A 23,676-nucleotide genomic window follows, 5' to 3' on the forward strand; every position below is an offset into this window, starting at 1 on the left:
GGCCCATTGCCGTGCAATGGGATCCGACCCCATCGGTAGCGCCGGGCCATGCCGGGCGGACAGCACGCTCAGCGCTTGGGCTGCAGGCGGCCATCGGCGGCGAAACGCCAGCGCCCTTCGGCCCAGCCCAAGCCGAACAGCGCCAGCATCTGCGCGTAGTAGGCCGGTGCGTCGGCGCGCTGCTGTTCGGCGCTGGGCAGGCTGGCCCGCAGCGACTGCGCACGCTCCGCGTCGCCCTGGGCGATCAGGTACGGCAGCAGTGCCGCACGGAATCCATAGTTGCCTTCGCCCTGCCCCTGGCCGCTGCGGGTGTCGATCTTTTCCCACATCGGCGCACCGCTGCGCAGGCGCTGCAGAGGCCCGGACAGGGCCGCCAGCTGCGTGCGGAACAAGGGATCGCGCGATGCAGTCATGCCCGCCCAGGTGTAGCAGCGGATGGCATCGTAGCTGCCGACCGCGCCGCGCACCGGATCGACGACGAAACGATCGCCTTTCCACGCCGCCCAGTCCGGTACGAACCCGTGCGGGCTGCTCTGCTGCAACAGCTTCACGCTGTTGCGCGCCAGTGCCTGCCACGGTCCGCTGCGATCCTCCGCCGCAAAGCGGCGCAGCAGCGGCAGCGGCATATAGCTGGGATTGACACGGGTGGCATCGTCTTCGACGAAGCCCTGCGGCCCGGGCAGCAGCATCGGTCCCAGCTGCGGCAACTGCACGATCTCGCGCTCACGCACCTGCTGCAGCATGCCTTCGGCAACCGCCTGCAGAGCCGGGCGGCGCCACAGGCGCGCCGCCTCCAGCAGGCTGTAGGCCAGCCACAAGTCGGAATCCGACGCAGGATTGCTGTCCAGTACCCGCCAGCTTCCCTTGTCATCCCGGCCCCACAGCCAGGCCGGCAGGCGCTTGCCCATGTCGCCACCGGCGAGGTTGTCCTGGGTCCAGCCCAGGATGCGGTCGAACAGCGCCTGGTCGTTGTCGACCAGGGCGAAGAACAACGCATAGGACTGGCCTTCGGAGGTGCTGCGCTGATCGTCCTGGCTGCGATCGATCATGCGTCCGTCGCGGCTCAGGCTGCTGTCGACCAGTACCTGCCACGCCGGCCAGCGCGCTGCGGGCGCGGCCTGTGCACTGCACCAGCCAAGCAGCGGCAGCGTGGCGGCCGCCTGCAGCAGGCGCCGTCGGTGCAGGTCAGCGGAATTCGCCATACGGCACCAGTGGCGATACGGGCAACGGCAGGTTTCCCTGCCAGGGCTTGAAGGTGTAGCGCAGGTAGAGCTGGAACGAGTTCGGCGAGAAATCGCGGCTGCGCTGCAGGGTACCGGCGGCACCCAGCACGAAGTGGTCGCCCAGGCGGCGCTCGACCGCGCCGTACAGGCGGTAGCCGGTGCCAGTGCTCCGGCTGTCGCCGGTATACAGGCCGGCCTCGTCCAGCCGCAGCGGGCCATACTGCGGCTCCAGCTGCTCGATCACGCGATCGATCAAGGCCTGGTCGGGGAAGCGGCTGATCGAGGACGTGCGCGCGCTGGACACGCTGACCGAGCCATCCACGCGCACCGACCACACGTCATTACGCCAGGCGAAGCTGACCGGCAGACTCAGCGACGCATAGCGCTGTGGACTGTAGTAGCCGCCCTGGCCCAGCGAGTAGCCGCCCAGGTCCTTCTGGTAGCGCCAGTACATCGCGGTGGTGCCTACGTCCAGCCGCATGTCGGGGCGCTGGATCAGCTTGTGGTACCAGCCCACCATCGCGCGTGCGCGGGTGTTGTCGACCACGTTGTGGCCGGTCAGCCGATGCCAGCTCCAGTTCGACCACACGCCATCGCGGCCGCCCTGGTCGTAGCCGAGGCTGAAGGTCACGCCGTTGGCGGTGACGCCGCCCCAGCTGATGCCACTGCGCGGATCAACCGCACCGGCCTGCGACAGCAGCGAATTGGTCATCGGCCGCCGCGACACCGTGGCGCCCCAGCCGAAGCGCCCGAGGTCACCATTGAGGGTGACACCGCCAAGCCAGTTGCCGACCACGTAGTTGGACGGGGTGTGGCCGATATCGAAGTTCCAGCGGTCATCCAGGGTGCGCCAGCCGACGGCGAAGCCGGCGCCGGAGGTGCGCCGCTGGTGCACGAAACGGGTGCAGCCCGGTGCGCGCAGGCGGCTGTTGTCGGCCTGCAGCAGATCCAGGTCGCAGCTGCCGAAATCCTCGTCGTAGGCGCCGTCCCCGTCGGTCTGGAAGCGGCCGGCGTCGAAGCTTACCTGTTCGATGCGCGCCCAGCCCAGACCACCGGCAAACGGTGCGTCGAGGTGCGCGATGCGGGTATCACGCGACAGCCGCGAGACGCCAGGTGTGCCGTCGCTGCGGCGGCCCGTATCCTGCATCACCGTCAGGGTGGGGTTCTCCTGCTGGTACAGGGTTTCCACATCGCTGCGCAGGCTGCGACGCAACCAGTCGTCGCCTGCAGTCTCGCGGCTGGCCAGGGTCAGCGCGCGGTTGTCGCGCGGCGTGGCCTGGCTGGAAGCCAACAGGCCGTTGTCGGCCATCGCCTGTGCGTACATGTCCAGCGCCTGCTGTGGATCATCGCGGCGCACCAGCCGTGCCGCGTCACGCCAGGACTGTGCGTCGGGCCCGGCCTTGCGCGCCAGCAACGCGCGCAGGATCGCCAAGGCCTTCGTGTCCTCGCGCAGGTCGGTCCAGATGGTGGCGAGCTGACGCTGCTGGCCGATCCCGGCATCGTCCACTGCCGGCGGTGCGTCGTGCATCTGTCGGCGTGCGCTGGCCAGATCGCCGGTGCCGATCCAGGCCTGTACCTGGCCCAGCTGCGCATCCACATTGCCCGGCTGTGCAGCGAGCACGCGCTGGTAGTAGTGCAGCGCCTGCGCATGATCGCCGCGCAGGCGCGCCCACTCGGCCATCAGCAGATCGTTGTCGGTGCTGGGCGGTTGCTGCTGCAGCAGCGCGATGGCTTCGGCCTCCCTGCCCTGCGCACGCAGATCCCACAGATGATCGACCAGCTGCTGCCGTTGCAGGCGCGCCGACAGCGCGCGGATATCGTCGTCCCACTGTGCCTGCGGCAGCGCATCGAGCACCGCCAGCGCCTGCGGCAGCCGATCGGATCCCGACAGATAGAGCGCCTGCGCGTAGCGCGCCTCGGCACTGTCGTTATGCGTGGCCATGTCGGCCACCACCACGTCGGCCTCGTCCTGCCGGCCGGCAGCGCGCAGCTCGTTGCCCAGCGCATAGGCCAGCCATGCATCGCCCGGCAGCTCGCCGCGCAGCTGCTGTCCCAGCGTGATCGCGGTGCTTGCATCGCCAGCAGCCAACGCCTGCTCGCGACGCTCACGCAGGCGGCTGATCTGCAGCTGGCGCAGGTCTTCGGCATATAACCTGCGCTGGGCGGCAGGCAACGCGTTGATGAAGGCTTCCAACCGCTGCGGGTCGGTGCGGCCGTACAGCTGCACCAGCTTGCGGATCACGTTGGCATCGTTGGGCGCCATCCGCCGGGCAACCTGCAACTGGCGTTCGGCTGCGGCGTCATCGCCGCGGGCCACGGCCACGTCGACCAGGCCCAGTGCAGCAGTGACGTCGCGGGGCTGCTGGCGGCGCGCCTGCGTATACAGTCGCTCGGCCTCGTCCAGCCGGCCGGCCGCCAGCGCCGCATCGGCCTGGTCCAGCTGCAGCCAGTAGCGGGTGCTGGCGATCAGGTCACGCCACTTGTCGTTGCTGTCGCCGGCCGGGGTGGCCTGGACTGCACGCTGGAAATAGTTGATGGCCTGCTCGCGGCGGCCCTGGCGCATCAGCGACATGCCCAGCCCACCCAGCAGGTCGGGCTCGCGCGGATAGCCGCGCAGGGCCTGCAGGAAAGCCCGCTCGGCCTCTTCATTGCGGCCTGCATCGAGCAACTGCTGGCCGCGCAGGCCGGCGCGCCACGCCGGATCACTGACCCGCTTGTGCTGGTCGGTGTAGCGCTCGCGCACCAACGCGATGTCGGCAAACGTCGGATTGCGGGTGATGAAGTCCTGCAGCCTGCGCACGCTGCGGTCATCGGCCGGCTGGTCCTTCAGGTAGGCCCACTCGGCATCCGCCGCCATGCCGCGGGCTTCCGGATTGCGCCCCATGCGCTGCAGCGCGGCCAGCGCCTCGGCATCGCGGCCGGCAGCGAACAGCATCTGCGACAGCGCCTGCAGCAATGGCACATTGCCGGGATAACTGCGGTCCAGTCCGCTCAGCGCGCGGATCGCCTGTGCACGCCCATCCGCCTGGGCGCCGCGCAGGCGCCAGTACTCCAGGCCCAGCTGCAGGCCGGGCGGATCATCGTTGAACAGGCGTCGGTAGATCGCCAGCGCTTCGGCGCTGCGACCACCGGCAGCGAACAGACGCGCCTGCTGCAGATCCTGCTGCAGGTCACCGCGATAGGCCTGCCAGAGGCGTTCGCCGGCGGCCAGTTCACGCGTGCCCGTGCCGATCTCGCGCAGGCGCTTCAGGGTCGCCTCGGCATCCTGCAGCTTCTGCTGCGACAGCTGCACTTCCAGGATCGCCACCAGCGTGCCGCGATCATCCGGTGCCAGCATGCGCAGCCGCGCCAGCGCGTCTTCGATCAGGCTCTGGCGACCGGTGGCCTCGCCAATGCGCACCTGCTGCAGCAACCACTGGCGCTGCTCGGCGACGGTTCCGCCCGGTGTATCGGGCAGGGCCTGCGCCGCGCAGGGCCCGGCACCGGCCAGTCCCAACAGGACCAGGCCGGAAGCGGTGACCAGCGGATGCCGCGTGCGTGCCATCAGTGCCCCGGGTCCAGGCGCTTGGCCGCGACCCAGCGCAGCGTGCGCCACAGCAGGAAGGCGACCATCAGCACCACCAGCGTGGCCAGCACCGCCAGCAACGCAGGGTGGTCGGCCAGGTGGTACCACAGCAGCAGCCACCACGGCAGCGCACCGACGTAGTAGTGATCGCCAACGAACTGGCTGTGGATGCCCGAGGTACGCAGGATCGCCACCGAACCGGCAATGGCTTCGCGCTTGCCGGTATCGCTGAGTGCATCGTCGAGCAGGCCGTAGTCGGCGGCATTGCTGGCGGCCAGCGAAACGATGCTGCGCTGCGCATGCTTCGGCGACTGCATGCCGATGATCGCGGCAAACGGTGCCTGCGCGCTCACTGCCACTTCGGTCACCGCCGGATCGCCATCGCGGCTGCCACGGCGGGCCTGTTCCATCGCCTGCTGCGGCGAAGGCGACTGGCCATTGAGCAGGCGCGTGCGCTGGTCGTCGATCAGCAGCGACAGCTGCTGGCTGCCGCGCAGCTCGGCCGGCAGGGCGCCCAGCATCAGCAGGTCCGCATCCAGCGCGCTGGCCTGCTTCCAGTCATCGGACAGCCGCAGGCCATAGGCCGGGTAGCCACTCTGCACGCCCAGCCCACCGATGAGGTTCAACAGCAGGCTGACCTGTGCTTCGCTGGCGCTGGGCGGCACCAGCACCACGGTCTCGGACAGATCGGCCATGCGGGTGAAGGGGAAACCGCTGAGCGCGAATGCGGACAGGTCCGGCAGGCCCATGTAGTGATGGAAGCCGGAGAAGTCGATGGTCGAGTCTTCTTCGATCGCTGCCTGCAGGTTGGGCGGCAGCACGGTCTGGCAGTGGTCGCGTTGCGCACTGCCCATCACGCTGGCGAAGTTGAAATCGAACCGCAGCTGGTTGCGGTCGCCCAGTTTGAGCGCCGGAATCAGCAGACGCCCGTCGTCGGCACCGGCATCGCCGGCCAGCACCGGCAGGCGGATTTCCTCAAGGCCCTGCTTGCCGTTGCGACGCACCAGCGGGAAGCTGGAGATGAACTGATCGTTGATCGCCACGCCCAGCCGCGACTCATCGCTGCCGAACGGCGGCGTGTAGCGGTAGCGCAGGTTCAGCGGAATGCCCTGGTTGCGCCAGATGAACAGATCCGGCGGCAGGTTGAGGTTGACCGTGATCGGCTGCGGCGACACGCCGTTGGCGTGCAGCTGCTGCGGGTAATCGAGCAATTCGGCCAGGCGGACGGCGCGGTCGGTACGCACCCAGTTCGGTGCATCGTACGGCTTGCGCGGGGCCAGCGGCTTGATCTCGTCTACGCTGACCTGGCGGCCGCGGAACAGCACGTTGCCGGCCGCCATTGCTGCCACCGCCTTCTGCAGGTCGTCATCGTTGCGGCCCAGCACCAGCAGCAGCTTGCGCTGCGGATCCTCCGGCAGCGACATCAGTTCGATCATCGGGCCCTTGACCGGGGCATGGTTGGCGATCACCGGCGGGAACCTGCCGTTGACCGCCAGCACCACCGCGTGGCCCTTGTCCGGCAGCGTGCCGAAGCTGACCGGGAAACGCGCCTGCCGCCACCAGCCTGACAGGCTGCCGAAGTACGAGGACATCACCGCCGCCGCGCGCTGCTGTGCCAGACTGGGTGCCGCAGCGAACACCACCGGCAGTTCCAGACGTGCGGTATCGCGCGGATCGAAGAACGGCAGCGGGAAGTTGGCCAGGTCGTCCTGCATCGCCAGCGGCTGGCCGCCCAGGCGCAGCGTGCTGTTGCTGGACAGGTTGACCCACAGCGAGCTGTGCGTCGGCTCTTCGCAGATGTCGGTGTAGTGGCCGACGAACTCCAGGCGGACCTGGTTGAAATCAGCGATCAGGCGCGCGTCCAGCGGCAGCTTGGCCTGCACCGGGCGGCCCAGCTGATCGTTGCTGATCGGCACCACACCCATCATCGCGTCGTTGAGGTAGACCCGCAGGTGCGACAGGGTCGGCAACAGCGACGGTGACGGCGTGAAGCTCAGGTCCAGCTCGGCATCGCGGACCAGGCGGTCACGGCGGACCTGGAACTCGAAGGTGGTGGCATTGCGCACCCCCGACAGCAGCGTGTCCTGGCGACGCCCCAGCTGCGCGAAGGTGTTCTGCCGCTGCCAGGGCCAGGCGCTGCCCGTCCAGGTCTGCGCCAGTGCGGGCTCGGCACCGGCGGCGGGAGGTGTGGCTGGCGCGGCCGGCACGCTGGGCACCGGCGGCGCGGCAGGCGCCGTGGTGGGAGGAACCACCGGCGCCGGAGCAGGCGCGCTGTTGCCTGACGCCACGGGCAGGGCCAGCAGGGGCAACAGCAGCCAACGCAGAGAGGACGGAAGGGTCATGGACGAAGCCCTGGATCAGCGGCTGGGTCAGCCGGGTGGGAAGGAAGCGGACGTTGTGGAGCAAAACTGGCCAGCCATCGCAGCAGGCGACGGTTCCAGTGTGCCGGGCGGTCGAGGTCGAACGGTGCGAAATCACCCATCCGTCGATAGCCGCGCCAGCCCAGCACCAGCACGCTCCACAGGCTGCGCGGCAGGCTCTTGGGCTGGTAACCGGCGTGCCAGTCGAGCCAGGCATCGGCGCGGGCAAACGTGCACTGGGCGAACTCCACGCGCTGGCGTTCGTCCTCGAACAGCAGCAGCAGGCCCAGTCGCTGGCCGACGGTGCGCTGCACCCGCGCCGGGAACGCGAATTCGCGGCGGCCCCGCCCCAGCAGCACCTGCACGCGCTGGCCCTCGGCCAGCTGTGCGTCTTCGCCGAGCTCAACGCCCACGCCATCGTTGGAGTAGTCCTGCAGCACGCCGCGCAGGCGGCGGCCATCAGGCACCTGCAGCGCCATCGGCAGGTGGGTGGTGACGCGATGCGTGCGCCGCACCTGCTGCACTTCCGCGGCCACCGCCAGCGCACCGCCGATGATCAGCAGGTTGTACAGCACCCACAGCGAGCTGACGACCACCGTGCCGCGTTCATCGAGCGGCCCGTGCATGAAGCGCCACACGGCAAAGCACAGGCCAAGCACGTTCAGCAGCGCCAGCACCAGGTAGGGCTGCGCCACGCGCCAGTCGAATCGATCGCCGGCCTGGGTGCCACCCTTGTCGGTGACGTTGAACTTGCCGCGGCCCGGGCTGAACAGTGCCACGGTGGTGGGACGCGCGATGTACCAGGCCAGCACCGTCTCGTACACCTCGCCCCAGAACGGCCGCCGGTACTTGCCCTGGATGCGTGCGTTGGTGAGGCTGGCGTGGGCCATGTGCGGCACCACGAACAGCAGGATGGCCAGCGCCGGCGCATAGATGATGTAGACGTGCAGCAGCAGGAACGCCAGTGGTGCGGTGAGGAACACCAGGCGCGGAATGCCGGCCAGGAAATGCAGCATCGCGTTGGCGTAGCAGAAGCGCTGGAACAGGCTCAGGCCTTTGCCCAGCAGCGGGTTGTCGATGCGGAAGATCTGCACCATGCCGCGCGCCCAGCGGATGCGCTGGTTGACGTGCGCGCCGAGGCTGTCGGTGGCCAGGCCGGCCGCCTGCGGAATGCGCAGGTAGGCCGAGTTCCAGCCCTTGCGATGCAGGCGCAGCGCGGTGTGCGCATCTTCGGTGACGGTCTCGGTGGCAAACCCGCCGATGGCATCGATGGCCTCACGCCGCAGTACCGCGCAAGAGCCGCAGAAGAACGCCGCGTTCCACAGGTCGTTGCCGTCCTGCACCAGGCCGTAGAACAGCTCGCCCTCGTTGGGGTCGCTGCGGAACACCTGCAGGTTGCGTTCGAACGGATCGGCCGAGAAGAAGTGGTGCGGGGTCTGCACCAGCGCCAGTTTCGGGTCGCGCAGGAACCAGCCGCAGGTGATCTGCAGGAACGAACGCACTGGCAGGTGGTCGCTGTCGAAGATGGCCACCAGCTCACCATCGATCAGGGTCAACGCATGGTTGAGGTTGCCGGCCTTGGCGTGATGGTTGTTCGAGCGGGTGATGTAGTTGACCCCGGCACGCTCGGCGAACTCGCGGAATTCCTCACGCTTGCCATCATCGAGAATATGGATGCGCAGCTTGTCGGCCGGCCAGTCCAGGCCCATCGCCGCGTACACGGTGTGCCGCACCAGCGCTAGGTCTTCGTTGTAGGTGGGAATCAGCACATCCACCGTCGGCCACTGGCGGATATCGGCCGGCAGCGGTGCCGGGCGGCGACGCAGCGGCCAGGCCACCTGCACGTAGCCCAGCATCAGCACCAGCCACGAATAGGTTTCCGCCGCCAGCAGCACCACGCCACAGACCAGGTCGAAGGTGCTGTTCCAGTTCAGCGTGGCGGTATAGCGCCACCACAGGTAGCGGCAGGACACAGTGATCGACAGCACCACCAGCACCAGCGTCGCATAGCGCCCCTGCATGCGCCGTACCAGCAGCGCGATGACCCACAGCAGCACGACGAACACGAACTGCGCCAGATAGGTGAACGGCTGGGTGACGCACAGCGCCGCCAGGCCCAGCGTGGCCAACCCGACCAGCAGGGTCAGTACGTGCCGCGAACGTGGCGACAGGCTGCCCACCTTGCGGCCGAACCAGGCCGCCACACGGCTGTTCCAGAATTCACTGGGCGCATCGCGCATGGCGCGCAGATAGCGCAGGCGGCCGCGACCGGCCGCGCCACGCAGTTCGGCAATGCGTTCGCGCCGGGCCCGGGCCAACCGTTGCCGCCTCAGCGAAGGCTGCGGTACCAACCGCACCACCGACAGCCACATGGCTTGGATCAGCAACCGCAGTGGATCGCCCGGGCGCCAGCGACGGTCGCCCTGGATCTGCGGGAAGGCGTTGCGCAGGCGCGGGGCCTGTGCCTGCCACGCCGGCCCTTCCAGGCGCAGGAACGCCCAGCCCACGCACTGCAGCAGCCACAGCAGCGACCGCGTTGGCCAGGACGCATGCACCCGTTCGCGCAGGCGCCCCCAGCCCAGGTAGTAGACGCGGGCGCCCATCAGCGTGCCCCCGTCGCGGCCTGGCGCCGTGCGGCCTCGGCCAGGCACCACAGCACCAGGCCATCGACATCGGCAGCGGCCAGCGAATCGGTCGCATAGCGCCCCAGTGGCTGCTTGCTGGCCAGTGCGGAGGGCACCCGCGCGTCCTCGTGCAGCGGCTGCGGCACCAGCCGCGCGCCGTGCGCGTGCAGCCACAGCTGCATCAGGTCGCGCTGCACCGGAATGACCGGATCGTAGCGGTTGGCCAGCAGCAGGCGGGTGTCATCCGGCTGCCGTTGCAGGAACACATGGCTGACCGGATCGACACAGGCCAGGCGCAGCGGCAGCGTGCAGCGCGCGTGCTGGTTGATGGCCGCAGCGTGCGCCGGCAGGCGCTGCGGCAGGTCGAACAGGATCCAGTCGAACTGGGTCTCCAGCAGCGGAATGCGCTCGGCCCAGGTGGCCGGTGCCTGCTGCAGCTGCTGTTCGATGCGCATCGCGGCCTCGGCGTCGACACGACCATAAGGCAGCACCGCGAGACCTGCTGCGACGGCATAGGCGGCGTCACGCCAATCGGTACCGTCCAGCTGCGCGCGCGCCCAGCCGGTGTCCACGTCGACAGGCAGGCCCAGGTGCAGGCCGAGCATCTGGTCCGGGCTGCATTCGACCAGCAGCACGCGCTGCCCCTGGGCGTGCAGGCTCTGGCCCAGCGCCGCCAGCACTGTGGTGACGCCGGTTCCACCATGGATGCCCTGCAGCGACAGCAAGGTGCTCATCGGCGCGGCTCCAGCTCGGCCAGCAACGGCCAGCGCGCCAGCGCACGGGCACGTTCCCGCTGGGCCGAGAAGTCCACATAGGGCAACCCCGGCATGTCCAGGCTGCGGCGCAGCAGGTCGATGTCATCCTCTTCCACGGACAGCGTGACCGGCACGGCAAGAATATCGGCAGGCATCAGCGGGCCTCCTCGGGGTAGGGGCTCCAGGTCTGGCTGCCCTGCAGCTGCAGCCAGGGCTTGCCGGCGTACTCGATGACCTTGGCGCCTTCGTTCTCCGATACCGATGGCGTCTGCGGCAGCCCCTTCAGCAGGCTGTCCCAGTTGCGCTCGCTCGGCGGCGACTGGGCGTTCAGCGCGTACACGCGCGACACCAGCTCGGACACCGCCAGGTAGCTGCTCGGTTCGGGGACATGACGCGGGCCGCCGGCCGCCGGTGCGCCCATGCCGATCAGCTTCACGCCCACCGGTACATGGGTGATCGATGGGCTGGGGATCTCACGCATGCCCGGAATCTGCATGCGGTCGCCATGCAGGGCCGCGCCATGCTCGGGCACCACCACGATCATCGCGCGGCGGCCGCTCTTCTCCACCGCGTCGACGAACCCGGCCATGTCGCCCAGCACCATTTCCGCACGTGCCTTGTAGTCGGCGGCGTTGGAGCGGCCATCGGCACCAACGATACGGTTGCCATCGTGCAGCGAGATCGTGTTGTAGAACAGCGCCACCTGCTGGCTGGACCCGGCCATCCGCTGTTTCCACCAGGCCATCAGCACATCGCCATCGCGGCGCAATGGCGACTTGTCGAAGGCCACCAGCGCAGTCGGAAATGCGCTGATATCCATCGGCTGCGCCTGCAACCCGCCGTACTGGTGCAGTTCACCGATGAAATCGTCGAAGTGACCGTCATGGTTCATCGCCAGTTCGCTCTGGAAGCCCAGATGCTGCAGGTTCGAGAACAGCTGGCACTCGGCTGGCACCGGATCGAACAGCCCGGTATGCGAGGTCTGGCCACAGCTGGCGCGCAGCAGGCGGATCGCTGCCGGACCGCTGTAGGCGGTTGCCGAGTTGAAGTCGTCGAACACCACTTCCATGTGGTCGAGCAGGTTGTTCTGGCGCAGCCCCACTTCATCCAGATCGCTCCATGCCAGCGAGCAGATGTTGAGGATGATGACGTCGAACGGTGCGCCACTGCCCGGCGCCGGGAAACCGGTCTTGAGGCTGGCCTGCTGCTGGTAGAAGCTGGCCAGCCACGCATTGAGCGTCTCGTTGTTGGCCGGCGGCAGGCTGCCACCCGAGGCGCCTCCGGCGCTGGCGGTGGCCGCGGTGGCGGTACCCTGCCCCCAGTTCCAGCCCGCCGGCACCGGTATCGCCATCACGGCCAGGCCAAGCATGCCCAGCACGCTCAGGGTGGTGATGCGCAGCCACGGCTTCAGCAGTACGTAGGCCAGCACCAGCATCGCCAGCACCGCCACCATCTGCCAGTTGATGAAGCGCTGGGCCAGCTCAAGCCAGTAGTCCGCCGAGAAGTCCAGCACGCCAGGTTGCACCAACAGGCGCCGGAACGGCGGCCACCAGGTGTCCTGGTAGTACAGGGCCACGCCCACCGGCACCGCGACGACGGTGCGCGCGATGCGTGCCCAGCGCCAGCGCAGTGGAATCAGCAGCGCGCCCAGGAACAGCAGGTTGGGCAGGATCTTCAGATCCAGCGCGCCCATCCAGGCCAGTACCACCTTGGACAGGAAATACAGGTTCCAGCCGCGCAGGTCGGCCCAGGCAAAGGGAGATGCGGGTGCCATCTGCGGACTCATGCAGCCCTCCGCGGTGCGCGCTGGCGCACGCCGGCGCGGCGCAGGTGGCGGGGCGGCAGCCAGCGCGCGACACCGCGGCGCAGCCCGCGCCACAGCGCACCGAGCATGGCACCGAAGGGAATCATCACCAGTGCACAGGCGACGATCAGGGTCCAGAGCTGCTGGTCGGTAGTCATGCGCGATCTCCCAGTCGCAGCGGCTTCGGAGCGGTGAAAACAGGTGCCTCGAGCGTCGGGGCCACAGCCGGCAGGACCGCAGGGGCTTCAGGCAGTACCTCGGCCTCCGGATCGCTGCTGCGGGCGTTCATCGCTGCAATGTCGTACTCGGCCAGACGCTGGTAGCCATCGAACAGTTCGCGCCAGGGCAGGCGGAACAGATTGCCCAGGGCCTGCTCGACTGCATCACGCCGGCAGCCAAACAGGAACAGCCGTACCTGCCCGCGATAGACACAGGCCAGATCGCCCTGGCGGCGGATGCGCAGCTGCTGCAGGGTCTGCTCGGCACGCAGGCCGGCCACCGGCTGCAGCGCCAGCACGGCGCTTTCCACCGCGCTGCCGTCCTGGTCGATGCGTTCACCTGCGACCTGACGGAATCGTGCGGCGTTGACCAGGCCACTCACCGAAGGCGGTCGATGCGCACGGATCAGCGGCTCTGGATCTTCAGCCAGCTGGCCCTGCCAACGCTGACGCTGCACGGTTTCCAGCAGGGTCAACAGACGCGGCAACGGGGTGTCGGCGGGCACCACCAGGCTGCAGCCGCACTGCATCAGCAGGCGCTCATCGGCATAGCGCAGGCAGGGCTGCAGCTCGCGCACCACCAGTTTCAATGCGTTGCCACGTTCGCGGCGCAGGCGGTGCAGGAGGCGGGCCAGTGCATCCACCTTGGCATTCTCGTCGATGGCCAGCACCACGGTGGCCTCGCGCGCCTGCAGCGCGGCGGGCAGCAATCCGCCCCAGCCGTCATACAGGCGCCAGGCCGCCGACAGTGGTGGCGCACCTTCCAGTACTTCGGCCTGGGCCAGGTAGACATCGCGGTCACTGCCGCTGGCCGAACCGATCGCCGTCGCGGCGGCATCGGCCTCGGCCAGATGGCGCAGCCCACGGCTTTCCTGCTGCACCCCGAACGATCGCTGGGCCACCACACCATGACTGTTGGACCAGTAATGCAGCAGCAGCTGCAGGGCGCCGCGATGCGGATGCAGCTGGGCCACGCCGGCGCAGCTGCGGTTCAACGCCAGCAGACGTGGCGCAAGCGTCGCCACTTCGCCATGGCACAGCAACAGCAGCACCTGCTGCGCCTGTGCGGCCCATTCCTGCAGCTGCTGGCACCAGCGCGCCAGGCGGGCGTCATCCCAGCCGTCCAGCGCCGCCACCGGGAACTGCACCAGGCTGAGCCGGGTACGCGCCGAGGCGGTGCGCGGCAGATCGCCGGTCAGCCCGCGCAACGCCTGCTGCATGCCGTGGTGCGAGCGCTGGAACAGCCGCAGGCGGGCCGGCCCCTGGTCGGCAGGCAGCAGCGCCAGCATCGCTTCGGCCCCCCGCCCCAGCGTGACCAGCACGGCCTCGTCCAGTGCGTCGGCCGTGGCCAGCACACCGGCACCGAGCAGGTCCGTCGGCGCGCTGCCGGCAGCCACCACCCAGTAAAGGCCTCCGCTGCGCATCTCAACGAACTCGGCGGGCAATCCGGCAATGGCAAGGTGGGTCGCTGGCACGCCGGATCCTTTCATTGCCCCTCACCCGGGCGGGAAGCCCGGCAGTAGAGGCATTGCGGTGAAAAGGAGGTCATTTCCATGACGTACATCACATTCATGTTTCTGTACGGCAATGATAGCCCCGATCTTCACGTTTGCGGGATCAAGACGCAGTCAACGCCGCCCGCGGAACGGGCGACGTGAGGCTCGAAACTCAGCAATGGAAAGCGCGTACTACTCGTACTGGATCGTGAACGTCGCCTGCCCGTTGGCGGTGCCGGCACCGACGGTACCGGCCTGGGTCTGCACGTAGCGGGCCCGCAGCGGCAGGCTCATGACACTGGTTCCAGTGGTGGTGGTGCCGACACTGATGGTCTGGCCGAAGCGCACTTCGCGTTCGCTGCTGCCGTCGCGCTGGACCATCTGGATGCCGATGCGGGTGGCGCTGTTGGTGGCCGCACTGAGCTTCAGCACGCCGGGCATGTTCGAGCTGTCCTGGTCGGCATCCAGGCGGATGCCGATCTTGCTCTGGTATGCGGCAACGTTGCTTCCCTGGCAGTTCAGGCGGATCTCGAAATCGCGATCGACGGCCCTGGAACCAACACCGGTAAAGGTCGTATTGGCCACGCTGCCGAAATCGACCGCGATGTTGCGGCTGCCGGCCTGCACTTCGCAGGTCGGGCTGACCACGGTGGTGCCCGAGCCCCTGAAGGTCGAGGTCAGTACCGGGCGACTGGGACCATCCCCATCGAAGTAATAGGTCGTGAAGCGGCCATTGGGTGCGATCACGCCCGAACCCGTCTGCGCGGCCGTCTTGATCAACTGGATGCGGAACTGGCCACCGATCAGCGAGATGGTGGAGTTGGCGCCGAAGTTGATCGAATGCGGGTAGTAGGTCTGGATCGCGCCGGAGTCGCGGAACAGTCGGATACCCACGCCAGCAACGCCGGTCTCGTAGACGTTGGCAAAGCCGGCCACCGGCCGCTTCTGCGGCGCATTGACATATTCGCCGGTCGAGCTGCCGCCATACCAGTAGTCACAGCGGGCCACGCTGTTCTGCTGGTTGATCGGCACGCTGATTTCCTTGATCACGCCGCCTACCGGCGTGCTGGGCAGGATCACGATCTGCCCCATGTCCATCTGCACGTCCTGCGCAACGAAACCATTGATCTGGATGCGGCAGGCCGCACTGGCCTGCTGCGCCAGCAGCGCGCCGCCCAGCAGTGCCACTGCAGCCAGCACCTTGCGGCCACGGGAAGAAATCATCGGCATGCTGCCTCCAGCGGGATGAAGCCGGTCTTGGACGCGTCGGCGCCTGCCGGAACCTGGTAATCGACGGTGCAGCGCTGGTCGGCGCCTGCGCCCCACTCCACCAGCAGGCGGCCCTGGTTCTGCTCACTGCGCACGTACAGGCGGCCGCCCTGGCTGACCATGCCCACCGGCTGGCCCTGCTCGTCCTTGACCTGCGCGCCGAACGGCATGCTGCGGCCATCGGGGTTGCGCACCTGGATCAGCAGCGCGTTGCCCTTGCGGGTATCGAAGCGCAGGTAGCTGATGGCACCGGCGAACGGCGCGATCGCCTGGCTGGTGCTCTCCAGTTCAACGTCGTGGGCCATGCCCTGCGGATCGAGGGTGACGGTGTTGAGGCGGTACGGCGACACGTACGGCACCACGGCGTAGCCACGGCCATCCACGCGCAGGCCCGGGGCGTTGCTGACGATGGCATCGCGTGCGCCCGGCGCTTCCACCAGCACCATGGTGTCGCCACGCTGCGGGGTGAAGGTGAAGCCGCCCGGATGCACGACCACGCTGCCGTTGGCACCGACCGAGGCCTGGCGGAAATCACGCGAATGGCTGTAGGTCGCGTTCAGTGCCGAGTAGCGGCTGCGGTACTCGACGTTGCCGACCGCGGTGGTGCCACCCTCGCGCGAGTCGGACAGGGCTGCGCCATAGCTGAAGTTGTTGTCGACGCCGGCCGAACCGGTGATGCCGACGCGGCTGTTGTCGTAGCCACCGCGATCGCGCACGCCGAGGTCGGCGCTGAACGACACCGGGTGGGTGCCACGGCCCAGCGGCACGCTCATCGACAGCAGGTACTGGGTATCGGAACGGCCAAGCACGCCCTCTTCGGTGCGCAGCGCGGAGAAGCCGTAGTTCACCGAGCGCCAGGCGTTGTTGTAGCCGACCTGGTACTGCTTGGAGGTGCCGGGGCGATCGTAGAAGTCGCGCACCGAACCGGTCAGGTACAGCGCGCCGCCGCGGCGACCCAGCGGCTGGTTCAGCGTCACCTGGAACTGGCTGCGCTGGCGGCCGCGGGTGGTCGGATCGATGCCGCGCTTGTCCGAATCACGGCCGTACAGTGCGTCCTGCAGGCTGTAGAAGCCTTCGGTCGAATAGCGGTAGGCGGCCAGGGTCAGGTTGGTCCCGGTCTCGCCGATCATGTTGCTGTAGCTCAGGCGCACGCTGGCACCGGTGTGGTTGCCGTAGTGATCGAACGAGGTACGCGCATGGGTGACGTCGGCGGCGAACGCGCCGACCGGCGTGGACAGGCCAACGCCGTACAGCAGCGACAGGTAGCCGTCGCTCAGTGCACTGCCGCCGTACAGGGTCAGCTGGTTGCCGATACCGCGCTGGTAGGTACCCTGCACCAGCCACGGCTCGTCGGCCAGCAGCTTGTTGCGCACCTGGCCGGCGGTCAGCGAGTAGCGCGACACGCCTTCGCGCAGCATCTGCGGCACCGAACCAAAGGGCACCTTGAACTCGCGGCGACGGCCATCGGCCTCGATCACGCTCACTTCCAGGTCGCCGCCGTAGCCGGTCGGGTACAGGTCGTCGATGACGAAGCTGCCCGGCGATACGGTGGAGGAGTAGATCAGCTGCTGGTTCTGGCGCACTTCGATGCGTGCGTTGGTCTCGGCAATGCCGCGCACGACCGGCGCGTAACCACGCAGCGAATCGGGCAGCATGCGGTCGTCGCTGGCCAGGCTGGCACCGCGGTACCCGATCGAATCGAACAGCTCGCCGGTGGTGTAGGCCTCACCGATGGTGAGCATGCCGCGCACCTGCGGGATGCCACGCTGGGCGTAGGTCGCGATGCTCTGCCAGTGGCGGCCGTCGCCCTCGGACCAGGTCAGGTTCGAGTCGTGGCGGAACTGCCAGCCGCCCAGGTTGAGGCCGGCATTGAGGCCCAGGTAGGCACTGCGGTTGCGCTGGCCGCCTTCGACGCGGCTGTCGCTGTCGATGGCATTGAAGCTGTAGCCGACGAAGCCGGCATTGATGCCACGGTCCCACAGGGCCGGGTTGACGTAGCCACGCGCCTCGCGGCGCAGGAACACCTGCGGGATGCTGAGGTCGTAGCGCAGGTTGCCGCTGTCGTAGACACCATAGGCATTGGCCATGCGCTGCTGGACCGGCACGCAGCTGGTCTTGTCGGTCGGCACGGACGGGTCCTGCTGCAGCAGCACGGCCTCGCTGTCCACGCCCATTTCCTCCAGCATCGGCAGCGGCAGGCAGGCGTCGACACGGCCCTGCGCATCGGCCTTGAACTGCAGGTCGCGACGGCCCTGCCAGGCACCGTTGACGTAGACGTCGACGCGGTAGTTGCCGGCCACCATCGGGTTGCCGTTGCTGAAGGCCGCCAGATCGACCTGCTTGGCCTGGCCGGACAGGAAGCTGGAGTTGAACTGCGCCGACTCCGGTGCACGCGCGGTGGCCGCACCACTCTGCGCCATCAGCGCCTGTTCGCCGAGATTGGCCGGGGCGGCCAGCGCCCATCCTGGGCAGGCCACGCCAGCAACCAGCAGGCAAAGCGCCTGATGGATCGACAATGTCAATCTGTTTCCGATCACACTGACATTCCTTCAGTTCGCCGCACGGCGGCGGTGGCGGGATGCGCGGGCCGTGGGCCAGCGCGGCGCGTTCAGCCCCCGGTGCTGCCGAGGCGGATCGTGTGTTCCACCCGGCCGCCGTAGTCGTTGATGGTGATGAAGCGGACCTGGTCGGTGCCCGCCGGTGCGGCGAACTCCAGGCTCTGCTTCGGCGCAACCATTGCGCCCTTGTCCTCGACAGCCTTTTCGGTGCTGCCGGTCACGGCGTGCACTTCGGCCAGGGTGACGTGGAACGGGCTCGGGTTTTCCACCCGCAGGCGGTCGCCGTTGCGGGTCCAGCGCAGTGCTGACGGTGCGTCGTTGGCGACGCCCTTCAGGCCCTGCGGCCGGTAGAAAAGCTTCAGCCGCGAGCGGAACGCGACCTGCAGGTAGTTCTGGTCGCCACTGTCGGCGTTGTCCGGCGACGGCGGCACGTCCAGCACGTTGAGCCAGAACACCGACTCGCGGTCGGTCGGCAGCTGCGCGCCGGAGAAGATCAGGCGCAGCGCCTGGCTGCGGCCCGGTTCGACGCGCGCGATCGGCGGCGTCAGTACGAACGGGGCGTCGCTGGTATCGGCGGTCTGGTTGGCGTCGCCACTGTCGATCCAGGCCTGGACCAGGGCGGGCGAGTCGCCGACGTTGTCGACCTGCACGGTGACTTCGCGCGCCTGCGCCGGATAGATCACCCGCGTGCCATTGACCACCACGCCGGCCAGTGCGTCCTGGCAGAAGGGCAGCGTGAACGCTGCCAGCAGCAGCGCCCGGGGAAAGAATGCTTTCATCGGAAGTACTACGCTCGAGGTATGGGGCCAGAGGCCGCGAGGCACTGGCCGGCGCGTACGCCGGCCAGTGCGGATACGGCTGCGATCAGTTGTAGATGATCGTGTACTTGACGCTGCTGGTGACGTCGCCCGGGGTGGCGGCGGCAGTGGCGTAGTACTCGGCGTAGTAGTTCAGGTCGGCCGAGCCGTCGGTGCCGACGGTGACCCACTGCGAGTTGGTCTGGGCCTGGCCAGCACCTGCAGCCTTGATCGGCAGGACCTGGTTGTTCGAGCCCAGCAGCTGCAGCTGCACGTTGGTGGCAGCGTTGGCCGAGGCCTGGTTCAGCAGGCGGCCGGTGTTGAAGTCAACGGTCGAACCCGGCTCGAAGTAGGTAGCGACGTTGCCGGCGCTGCACTTGGTCAGGTTGATCGCGAACGGGGTACGACCCGCAACGTTGCCGGCGGCGGCCAGCGTGTTCTTCGACACGGTCGGCAGGTTGACGGCGAAGTCCTTGCCGCCCGGGGTCGAGATGGTGCAGGTCTTGTCGGTCACCTTGCCGGTGAAGGTGATGGTGCCGTCGGCGGCGTTGGCGGCCAGCGGAGCGGCGGCCAGCATCAGAGCGGCGATGAGGTTGATCTTGTGCATTCGCTTTTACCTAACCCTACTGAAGAGATGGAAGTAGAGGAGGAAGCAAGGAGCACTGCCGGGCGAACAAGACCCATCCTTGCGTCTCACCTGTGGCCGGATTCGGACATACGTTCCCCTGAATCCGTGACGCAAGTATATGCACAAGTGTGATGAAAGTCTCATTATTTTTCTGAACGTCAATTCATTGACGCTCCAAATGTGACGTGATAGGCGAAATGATGGCCTTGAAGGCGCGGGGAGTTGACGGTCGTCGGATCAAGTCAGAAACGACCTTGGATGACGCGTCGGGCGTCGCGTTCGGCATGCACGGAAACAGGCCTTTTTCAGGTGGAAATCGGCTTCTTTGATGCACATCACTCTTTCTTGGTGATGGGCCTAGCAGATTCGGAATCGTCCTATTAAAGGCTGATCGAAGCTGTCGCTAACTAGGACACACCGAACCAGAGAACGTGTCATGAGAACCTCCCTTCTGCTGTGCGTGGCCCTGATGTCCATCAGTGCCGTGGCCCAGGCCAGCAGCGGCAGCATCCGCTTCAGCGGCCGCATCGTCGAACCGGGCTGCACGACCAACCTTTCCCAGGGCGAGCTGAGCCTGGCGGCCTGCCCGCCGTCGGCCAAGGGCTCGACGGTGGCTGTGACGGCGCTGGCCGATGGCCAGGCCGCAACGCTGCGCGATGGCAAGCGCCAGGGGCAGAAGCTGTCGGTGTCGGCCAGCGCGATGCGCGCCGGCGATATCGCCTTCTCCGAGCGCTACAGCGTGCAGGCCTCGAAGCAGCAGCCGTTGCAGGGCGCCTACCTGGTCGTGGTCGACTACCTGTAAGCAGCACTGAGGGCCGGCGCGGTTACGCCGGCTGCGGCAGCTCGAAGACCTGGCGCAGGTAGGCCAGGTAGCCAGGGTCGTCGCACATGCTCTTGCCCGGCGAATCGCTGAGCTTGGCCACCGGCTGGCCGTTGCAGCGGACCATCTTGATGACGATGTTGAGCGGCGTCGGACCCAGATCATTGGTCAGGTGGGTGCCGACGCCGAACGCGACCTGGCAGCGGCCACGGAAGTAGTCGTACAGGCGCATGACCTTGGCGATGTCCAGGCCGTCGCTGAAGACCAGCACCTTGCTGCGCGGGTCGACCCGGCGCTGCTGGAAGTGCGCCAGCATGCGGTCGCCCCAGTCGAACGGATCACCGGAGTCATGCCGGACGCCGTCGAACAGCTTGCAGAAGTACATGTCGAAATCGCGCAGGAACGCGTCCAGGCCGACCACGTCGGACAGCGCGATACCCAGGTCGCCCCGATACTCGCGCGCCCACGATTCCAGTGCCGCCACCTGCGAATCGCGCAGTCGTGGGCCCAGCGCCTGGAACGCCTGCAGGTACTCATGCGCCATCGTGCCGTGCGGGGTCATGCCGTACAGGCGCGCGAAGTGCACGTTGCTGGTTCCCACCAGCTGCGGGCCCAGCGCATCGCGCAGCAACGGCAACAGGCGCGCATGCCAGTCGCGCGAGTAGCGGCGGCGGCTGCCGTAGTCGGCGATGCGGCACTGTTCGAAACCGGGGGTATCGCGCAGCAGCGCGGCCTTGGCCTGCAGGCGCCGCTCGCCTTCGGCGAAGTCAGGCGTGGTGGTGTTGCGGAACCAGACTTCGTTGATGATCGCCAGCAACGGCACTTCGAACAGGATGGTGTGCAGCCAGGGACCGGTGATGTCCAGTTCGATCTCGCCGGGCACGGTTTTCGACGCACGCAGCTGGATGTACTTGCGGTCCAGGTGGAACAGGCCGAGGAAATCGGCGAAGTCGGGCTTCACGAAGCGCAGCCCACGCATGTAGTCCAGTTCCGCGCTGCTGAAACGCAGGCCGCACAGGTGGTCGATCTCTTCGTCGATCTGGTCGATGTAGCGGGCCAGGTCGATGCCGGGGGTGCGGCACTTGAACCGGTACTGCACCTGGGCGCCGGGGTGCTGGTGCAGCACCGCCTGCATCATGGTGAACTTGTACAGGTCGGTGTCGAGCAGGGACTGGATGATAGGCATGGGGCGGATTATGCGCCCGGCGGAGTGAACCGTGGGCGCGCCCACCTTTCGTAGAGCCGAGCCCACGCTCGGCTGGATCTGCCTGAGCCGAGCGTGGGCTCGGCTCTACAACGACCTGCGCAGCAGGCGCGGCACCAGCATCAGCGCATGGGCCCAGATCGCGCCCCATACCGCGGCACGCACCGGCAGCGAACGCTGCTTCGCTTCGAACTTCTGGAAATAGCGCCACAGGCCCTTGTGCTTGTGCCATTCAACGAAGAACGGCCGTGAGCGGCTGGAGACACCGCGCACGTGGGTGACCTGCAGGTCGTTGGCGATCGCCACCACCGCGCCTGCCTCACGTGCGCGCCGGCACAGGTCCAGGTCTTCGGCGTGCAGGCGATAGCCGGCGTCCCAGCCACCGATGCGGTCGAACAGCGCACGCGGCATCATCAGCAGCGCACCGGACAGCGCCGGCACCCGCTGCAGCGACTGCTGGGGGTCGCGCGGGACCGCCAGCTTCGAGCCTTTGCCGGGCGAACGCAGCATCAACAGGAAATCCGGATCACGACGGCGCACCGCCTCGTCGGCATGGCCATGCTCGTCCAGCTGCTCGACACCCAGCAGGCAATCACCCACCCCCTCGGCACGGCTGCGCAGCTCGGCCAGGGTATCGGGCTCGACCATCAGGTCCGGGTTGATGAAGGCCAGCCACGGGCTGTGCGAATCGGCCACCCCCTGGTTGTTGGCAGCGGCAAAGCCGGGATTGTCAGGATTGCCGACAAAACGCACGCGGGGATCGTGGCTGGCATGCCGTTGCACGATGTCCAGCGTGCCATCCAGCGAGCCGTTGTCGATCACCCGGATCTCGGCCACGTCCTGCGCCTGGCGCAGGCGCGAGAGGCAGGCATCGATGGTGCTGCCACTCTGGTAGGTGACGACGATGGCGGCGATGGCAACATTCAAGCGGGTGGCTCCGGCGCGGAAGGAACGAACAGGTCACCCTGTTCCTTCGGCATTATCGCCTGCCGCATGCGCTGCTGCAGGTCGGCGCGCAGCCCATGCAATGGATCGTGCATCAGGAAATCGGCCAGGCGCGGCACCCAGCCAGGCCAACGCGCAGCCAGCGCCTCGAGGTCGCCATCGCGGCTGACCGCCTCGCCCGCCCGGCTGACAAAGGCGGTCTCGCACAGCACGTTGCGCCAGCCCAGGCCGGCCATGCGCAGGCTGAGGTCGACCAGGGCCGCGTTCCATCCGGCATAGCTGTCCACGTCCAGGCCACCGGCACGACGGCGCGCGTTGCCACGCACCAGCACCGCATGGGTGACCGCCGATGGCAGTTCAGGGTGCAGCGTCGGCAAGGCGGCGCAGGTCTGTGCCAGCAGCGCCGCATCGTCCGGTTCCGGATTGATCTCGCCCAGCCGGGGCCACGCGGCGGTTTCACCCGCGTTGCACCAGGGCGTGGCGGTGGCGATCGCGGCATCGCGGGCGAAGGCATCCTGCAGCTGCTGCAGCCAACCGGGTGCCGGCACGCTGTCCGGAGCCAGCACGGCCACATCCAGGCCGTCGCAGGCGCGCAGCATCTCATCAAGGTGGGCGACTTCGCCCAGTGGCCGCGCGCGGCGGGTGTATTCGGCCTGCAGCGGCGTATGCGCCAGCCAGTGTTCGACCACCGCCTGCGCACGCGGACCGGTCTGTGCATCGTCGGCCAACCAGACTGCGGTGCCCGGCGCGGTGCCCGCATCCAGCGCGGCCAGGCAGCGATCGAGCGCAGCATCGTCCACGCACAGCGGCAACAACACGATCGCCCCCATCCCGCCTCCGTGGTTGTCGGTGACCACAGCCTAGCACTGGGAGGGTATCGGCCGGGTTGCACCCGGCACCCGCAGAGGCCCGAGCCAGAGCCAGAGCCGAAGCAACAGCCGGAGCAAAAGCTGGGTTCCTGGGGGATGGCGGGGTGGGTCCGGTTGCGGGGGACGCTGCAAGTACGTCCATGTAAGCTCGGTCGCCGCATCCATGCGGCTCACGCCCCCACAACCGGACCCACCCCGCCTTCGACAGTTTTCCGCGATCTGTCGGGCGTTGCCGTCTGTAGAGCCGAGCCATGCTCGGCTCAGATGTTTCGGATCTCGAAATATTCGATTTCGATGGAGAGTCATCCACGCATGGCATGGATCCAGCGTGTCGACCAAGGTCGACACCTACCAACAGCAGCAGGACACCGTCGAAGGCGGGGCACTGTGGGTTGGCAGGACCGTCGGCGCCATGGATGGCGCCATCGAGCCCCCATGGGTGAGGGCGCTTTGCCTGCGAGGCATGCCTCGCAAGCGCCCGAACGCACAGCCGCCAGCGGCTGGGCCGGACCCCGGAGGGGGGTTTACGGCGTCCCCGCAA

17 protein-coding genes are annotated in these 23,676 nt (G+C 67.9%); 1 reads left to right on the forward strand and 16 read right to left on the reverse strand.

Features of this window, described 5'->3' with window-relative positions:
* Positions 1–68: 68 nt before the first annotated feature.
* From bcsZ to D7T59_RS15860, 13 genes are all read right to left on the reverse strand, one after another.
* Positions 69–1,202, reverse strand: a complete 1,134-nt coding sequence (gene bcsZ / locus D7T59_RS15800) for a cellulose synthase complex periplasmic endoglucanase BcsZ (RefSeq protein WP_164137199.1) — start codon at positions 1,200–1,202, stop codon at positions 69–71.
* Positions 1,186–4,767: a cellulose synthase complex outer membrane protein BcsC gene (gene bcsC, locus D7T59_RS15805; protein WP_180852764.1), complete on the reverse strand. Its 3,582-nt coding sequence runs from the start codon at positions 4,765–4,767 to the stop codon at positions 1,186–1,188. The genes bcsZ and bcsC overlap by 17 nt, the downstream gene beginning before the upstream one ends.
* The gene (gene bcsB / locus D7T59_RS15810) at positions 4,767–7,130 is read right to left on the reverse strand and encodes a cellulose biosynthesis cyclic di-GMP-binding regulatory protein BcsB (RefSeq protein ID WP_180852763.1); all 2,364 of its coding nucleotides are present in this window, start codon (positions 7,128–7,130) and stop codon (positions 4,767–4,769) included. The genes bcsC and bcsB overlap by 1 nt, the downstream gene beginning before the upstream one ends.
* The gene (gene bcsA / locus D7T59_RS15815; RefSeq protein ID WP_180852762.1) at positions 7,127–9,751 is read right to left on the reverse strand and encodes a UDP-forming cellulose synthase catalytic subunit; all 2,625 of its coding nucleotides are present in this window, start codon (positions 9,749–9,751) and stop codon (positions 7,127–7,129) included. The genes bcsB and bcsA overlap by 4 nt, the downstream gene beginning before the upstream one ends.
* On the reverse strand, positions 9,751–10,506 hold the full coding sequence (gene bcsQ / locus D7T59_RS15820; RefSeq protein ID WP_164137202.1) for a cellulose biosynthesis protein BcsQ: 756 nt from the start codon (positions 10,504–10,506) through the stop codon (positions 9,751–9,753). Before bcsQ ends, bcsA begins: the two co-directional genes overlap by 1 nt.
* Positions 10,503–10,682, reverse strand: a complete 180-nt coding sequence (gene bcsR / locus D7T59_RS15825; protein WP_049451376.1) for a cellulose biosynthesis protein BcsR — start codon at positions 10,680–10,682, stop codon at positions 10,503–10,505. Before bcsR ends, bcsQ begins: the two co-directional genes overlap by 4 nt.
* A complete protein-coding gene (bcsG, locus tag D7T59_RS15830) occupies positions 10,682–12,313 on the reverse strand; it encodes a cellulose biosynthesis protein BcsG (protein ID WP_258013137.1) in 1,632 nt (543 codons plus the stop codon). Before bcsG ends, bcsR begins: the two co-directional genes overlap by 1 nt.
* Positions 12,310–12,489: a cellulose biosynthesis protein BcsF gene (gene bcsF, locus D7T59_RS15835; protein ID WP_164137204.1), complete on the reverse strand. Its 180-nt coding sequence runs from the start codon at positions 12,487–12,489 to the stop codon at positions 12,310–12,312. Before bcsF ends, bcsG begins: the two co-directional genes overlap by 4 nt.
* Complete coding sequence (gene bcsE / locus D7T59_RS15840) at positions 12,486–14,024, reverse strand: cellulose biosynthesis protein BcsE (RefSeq protein ID WP_180852761.1); 1,539 nt, start codon at positions 14,022–14,024, stop codon at positions 12,486–12,488. Before bcsE ends, bcsF begins: the two co-directional genes overlap by 4 nt.
* Before the next feature lie 213 nt (positions 14,025–14,237).
* Positions 14,238–15,275, reverse strand: a complete 1,038-nt coding sequence (locus D7T59_RS15845; RefSeq protein ID WP_164137206.1) for a fimbrial protein — start codon at positions 15,273–15,275, stop codon at positions 14,238–14,240.
* On the reverse strand, positions 15,266–17,830 hold the full coding sequence (locus tag D7T59_RS15850) for a fimbria/pilus outer membrane usher protein (RefSeq protein WP_180852774.1): 2,565 nt from the start codon (positions 17,828–17,830) through the stop codon (positions 15,266–15,268). The genes D7T59_RS15845 and D7T59_RS15850 overlap by 10 nt, the downstream gene beginning before the upstream one ends.
* A gap of 92 nt (positions 17,831–17,922) precedes the next feature.
* Positions 17,923–18,651 carry a fimbrial biogenesis chaperone gene (locus D7T59_RS15855; protein WP_164137207.1) on the reverse strand — a complete coding sequence of 243 codons (729 nt, stop codon included), beginning with the start codon at positions 18,649–18,651 and terminating at the stop codon, positions 17,923–17,925.
* 85 nt (positions 18,652–18,736) lie between these two features.
* Positions 18,737–19,276, reverse strand: a complete 540-nt coding sequence (locus tag D7T59_RS15860) for a fimbrial protein (RefSeq protein WP_033834853.1) — start codon at positions 19,274–19,276, stop codon at positions 18,737–18,739.
* Between the two features lie 457 nt (positions 19,277–19,733).
* Here D7T59_RS15860 and D7T59_RS15865 point away from each other — a divergent pair, with 457 nt between their 5' ends.
* The gene (locus D7T59_RS15865; protein ID WP_033834854.1) at positions 19,734–20,099 is read left to right on the forward strand and encodes a hypothetical protein; all 366 of its coding nucleotides are present in this window, start codon (positions 19,734–19,736) and stop codon (positions 20,097–20,099) included.
* Between the two features lie 22 nt (positions 20,100–20,121).
* Here the strand turns inward: D7T59_RS15865 and pncB are convergent, their stop codons facing one another.
* The 3 genes from pncB to D7T59_RS15880 all read right to left on the reverse strand — a co-directional run bounded on the left by pncB (position 20,122) and on the right by D7T59_RS15880 (position 23,096).
* On the reverse strand, positions 20,122–21,303 hold the full coding sequence (gene pncB / locus D7T59_RS15870) for a nicotinate phosphoribosyltransferase (protein WP_164137208.1): 1,182 nt from the start codon (positions 21,301–21,303) through the stop codon (positions 20,122–20,124).
* A 105-nt stretch (positions 21,304–21,408) separates the two neighbouring features.
* Positions 21,409–22,248 (reverse strand): glycosyltransferase family 2 protein, encoded by an 840-nt coding sequence (locus tag D7T59_RS15875; protein ID WP_164137209.1) that lies wholly within the window; start codon positions 22,246–22,248, stop codon positions 21,409–21,411.
* On the reverse strand, positions 22,245–23,096 hold the full coding sequence (locus tag D7T59_RS15880) for a glycosyltransferase family 2 protein (RefSeq protein WP_164137210.1): 852 nt from the start codon (positions 23,094–23,096) through the stop codon (positions 22,245–22,247). The genes D7T59_RS15875 and D7T59_RS15880 overlap by 4 nt, the downstream gene beginning before the upstream one ends.
* Positions 23,097–23,676: the final 580 nt, after the last annotated feature.

Source organism: Stenotrophomonas maltophilia, from assembly GCF_013464915.1.
Classification (GTDB): Bacteria; Pseudomonadota; Gammaproteobacteria; order Xanthomonadales; family Xanthomonadaceae; genus Stenotrophomonas; species Stenotrophomonas maltophilia_AT.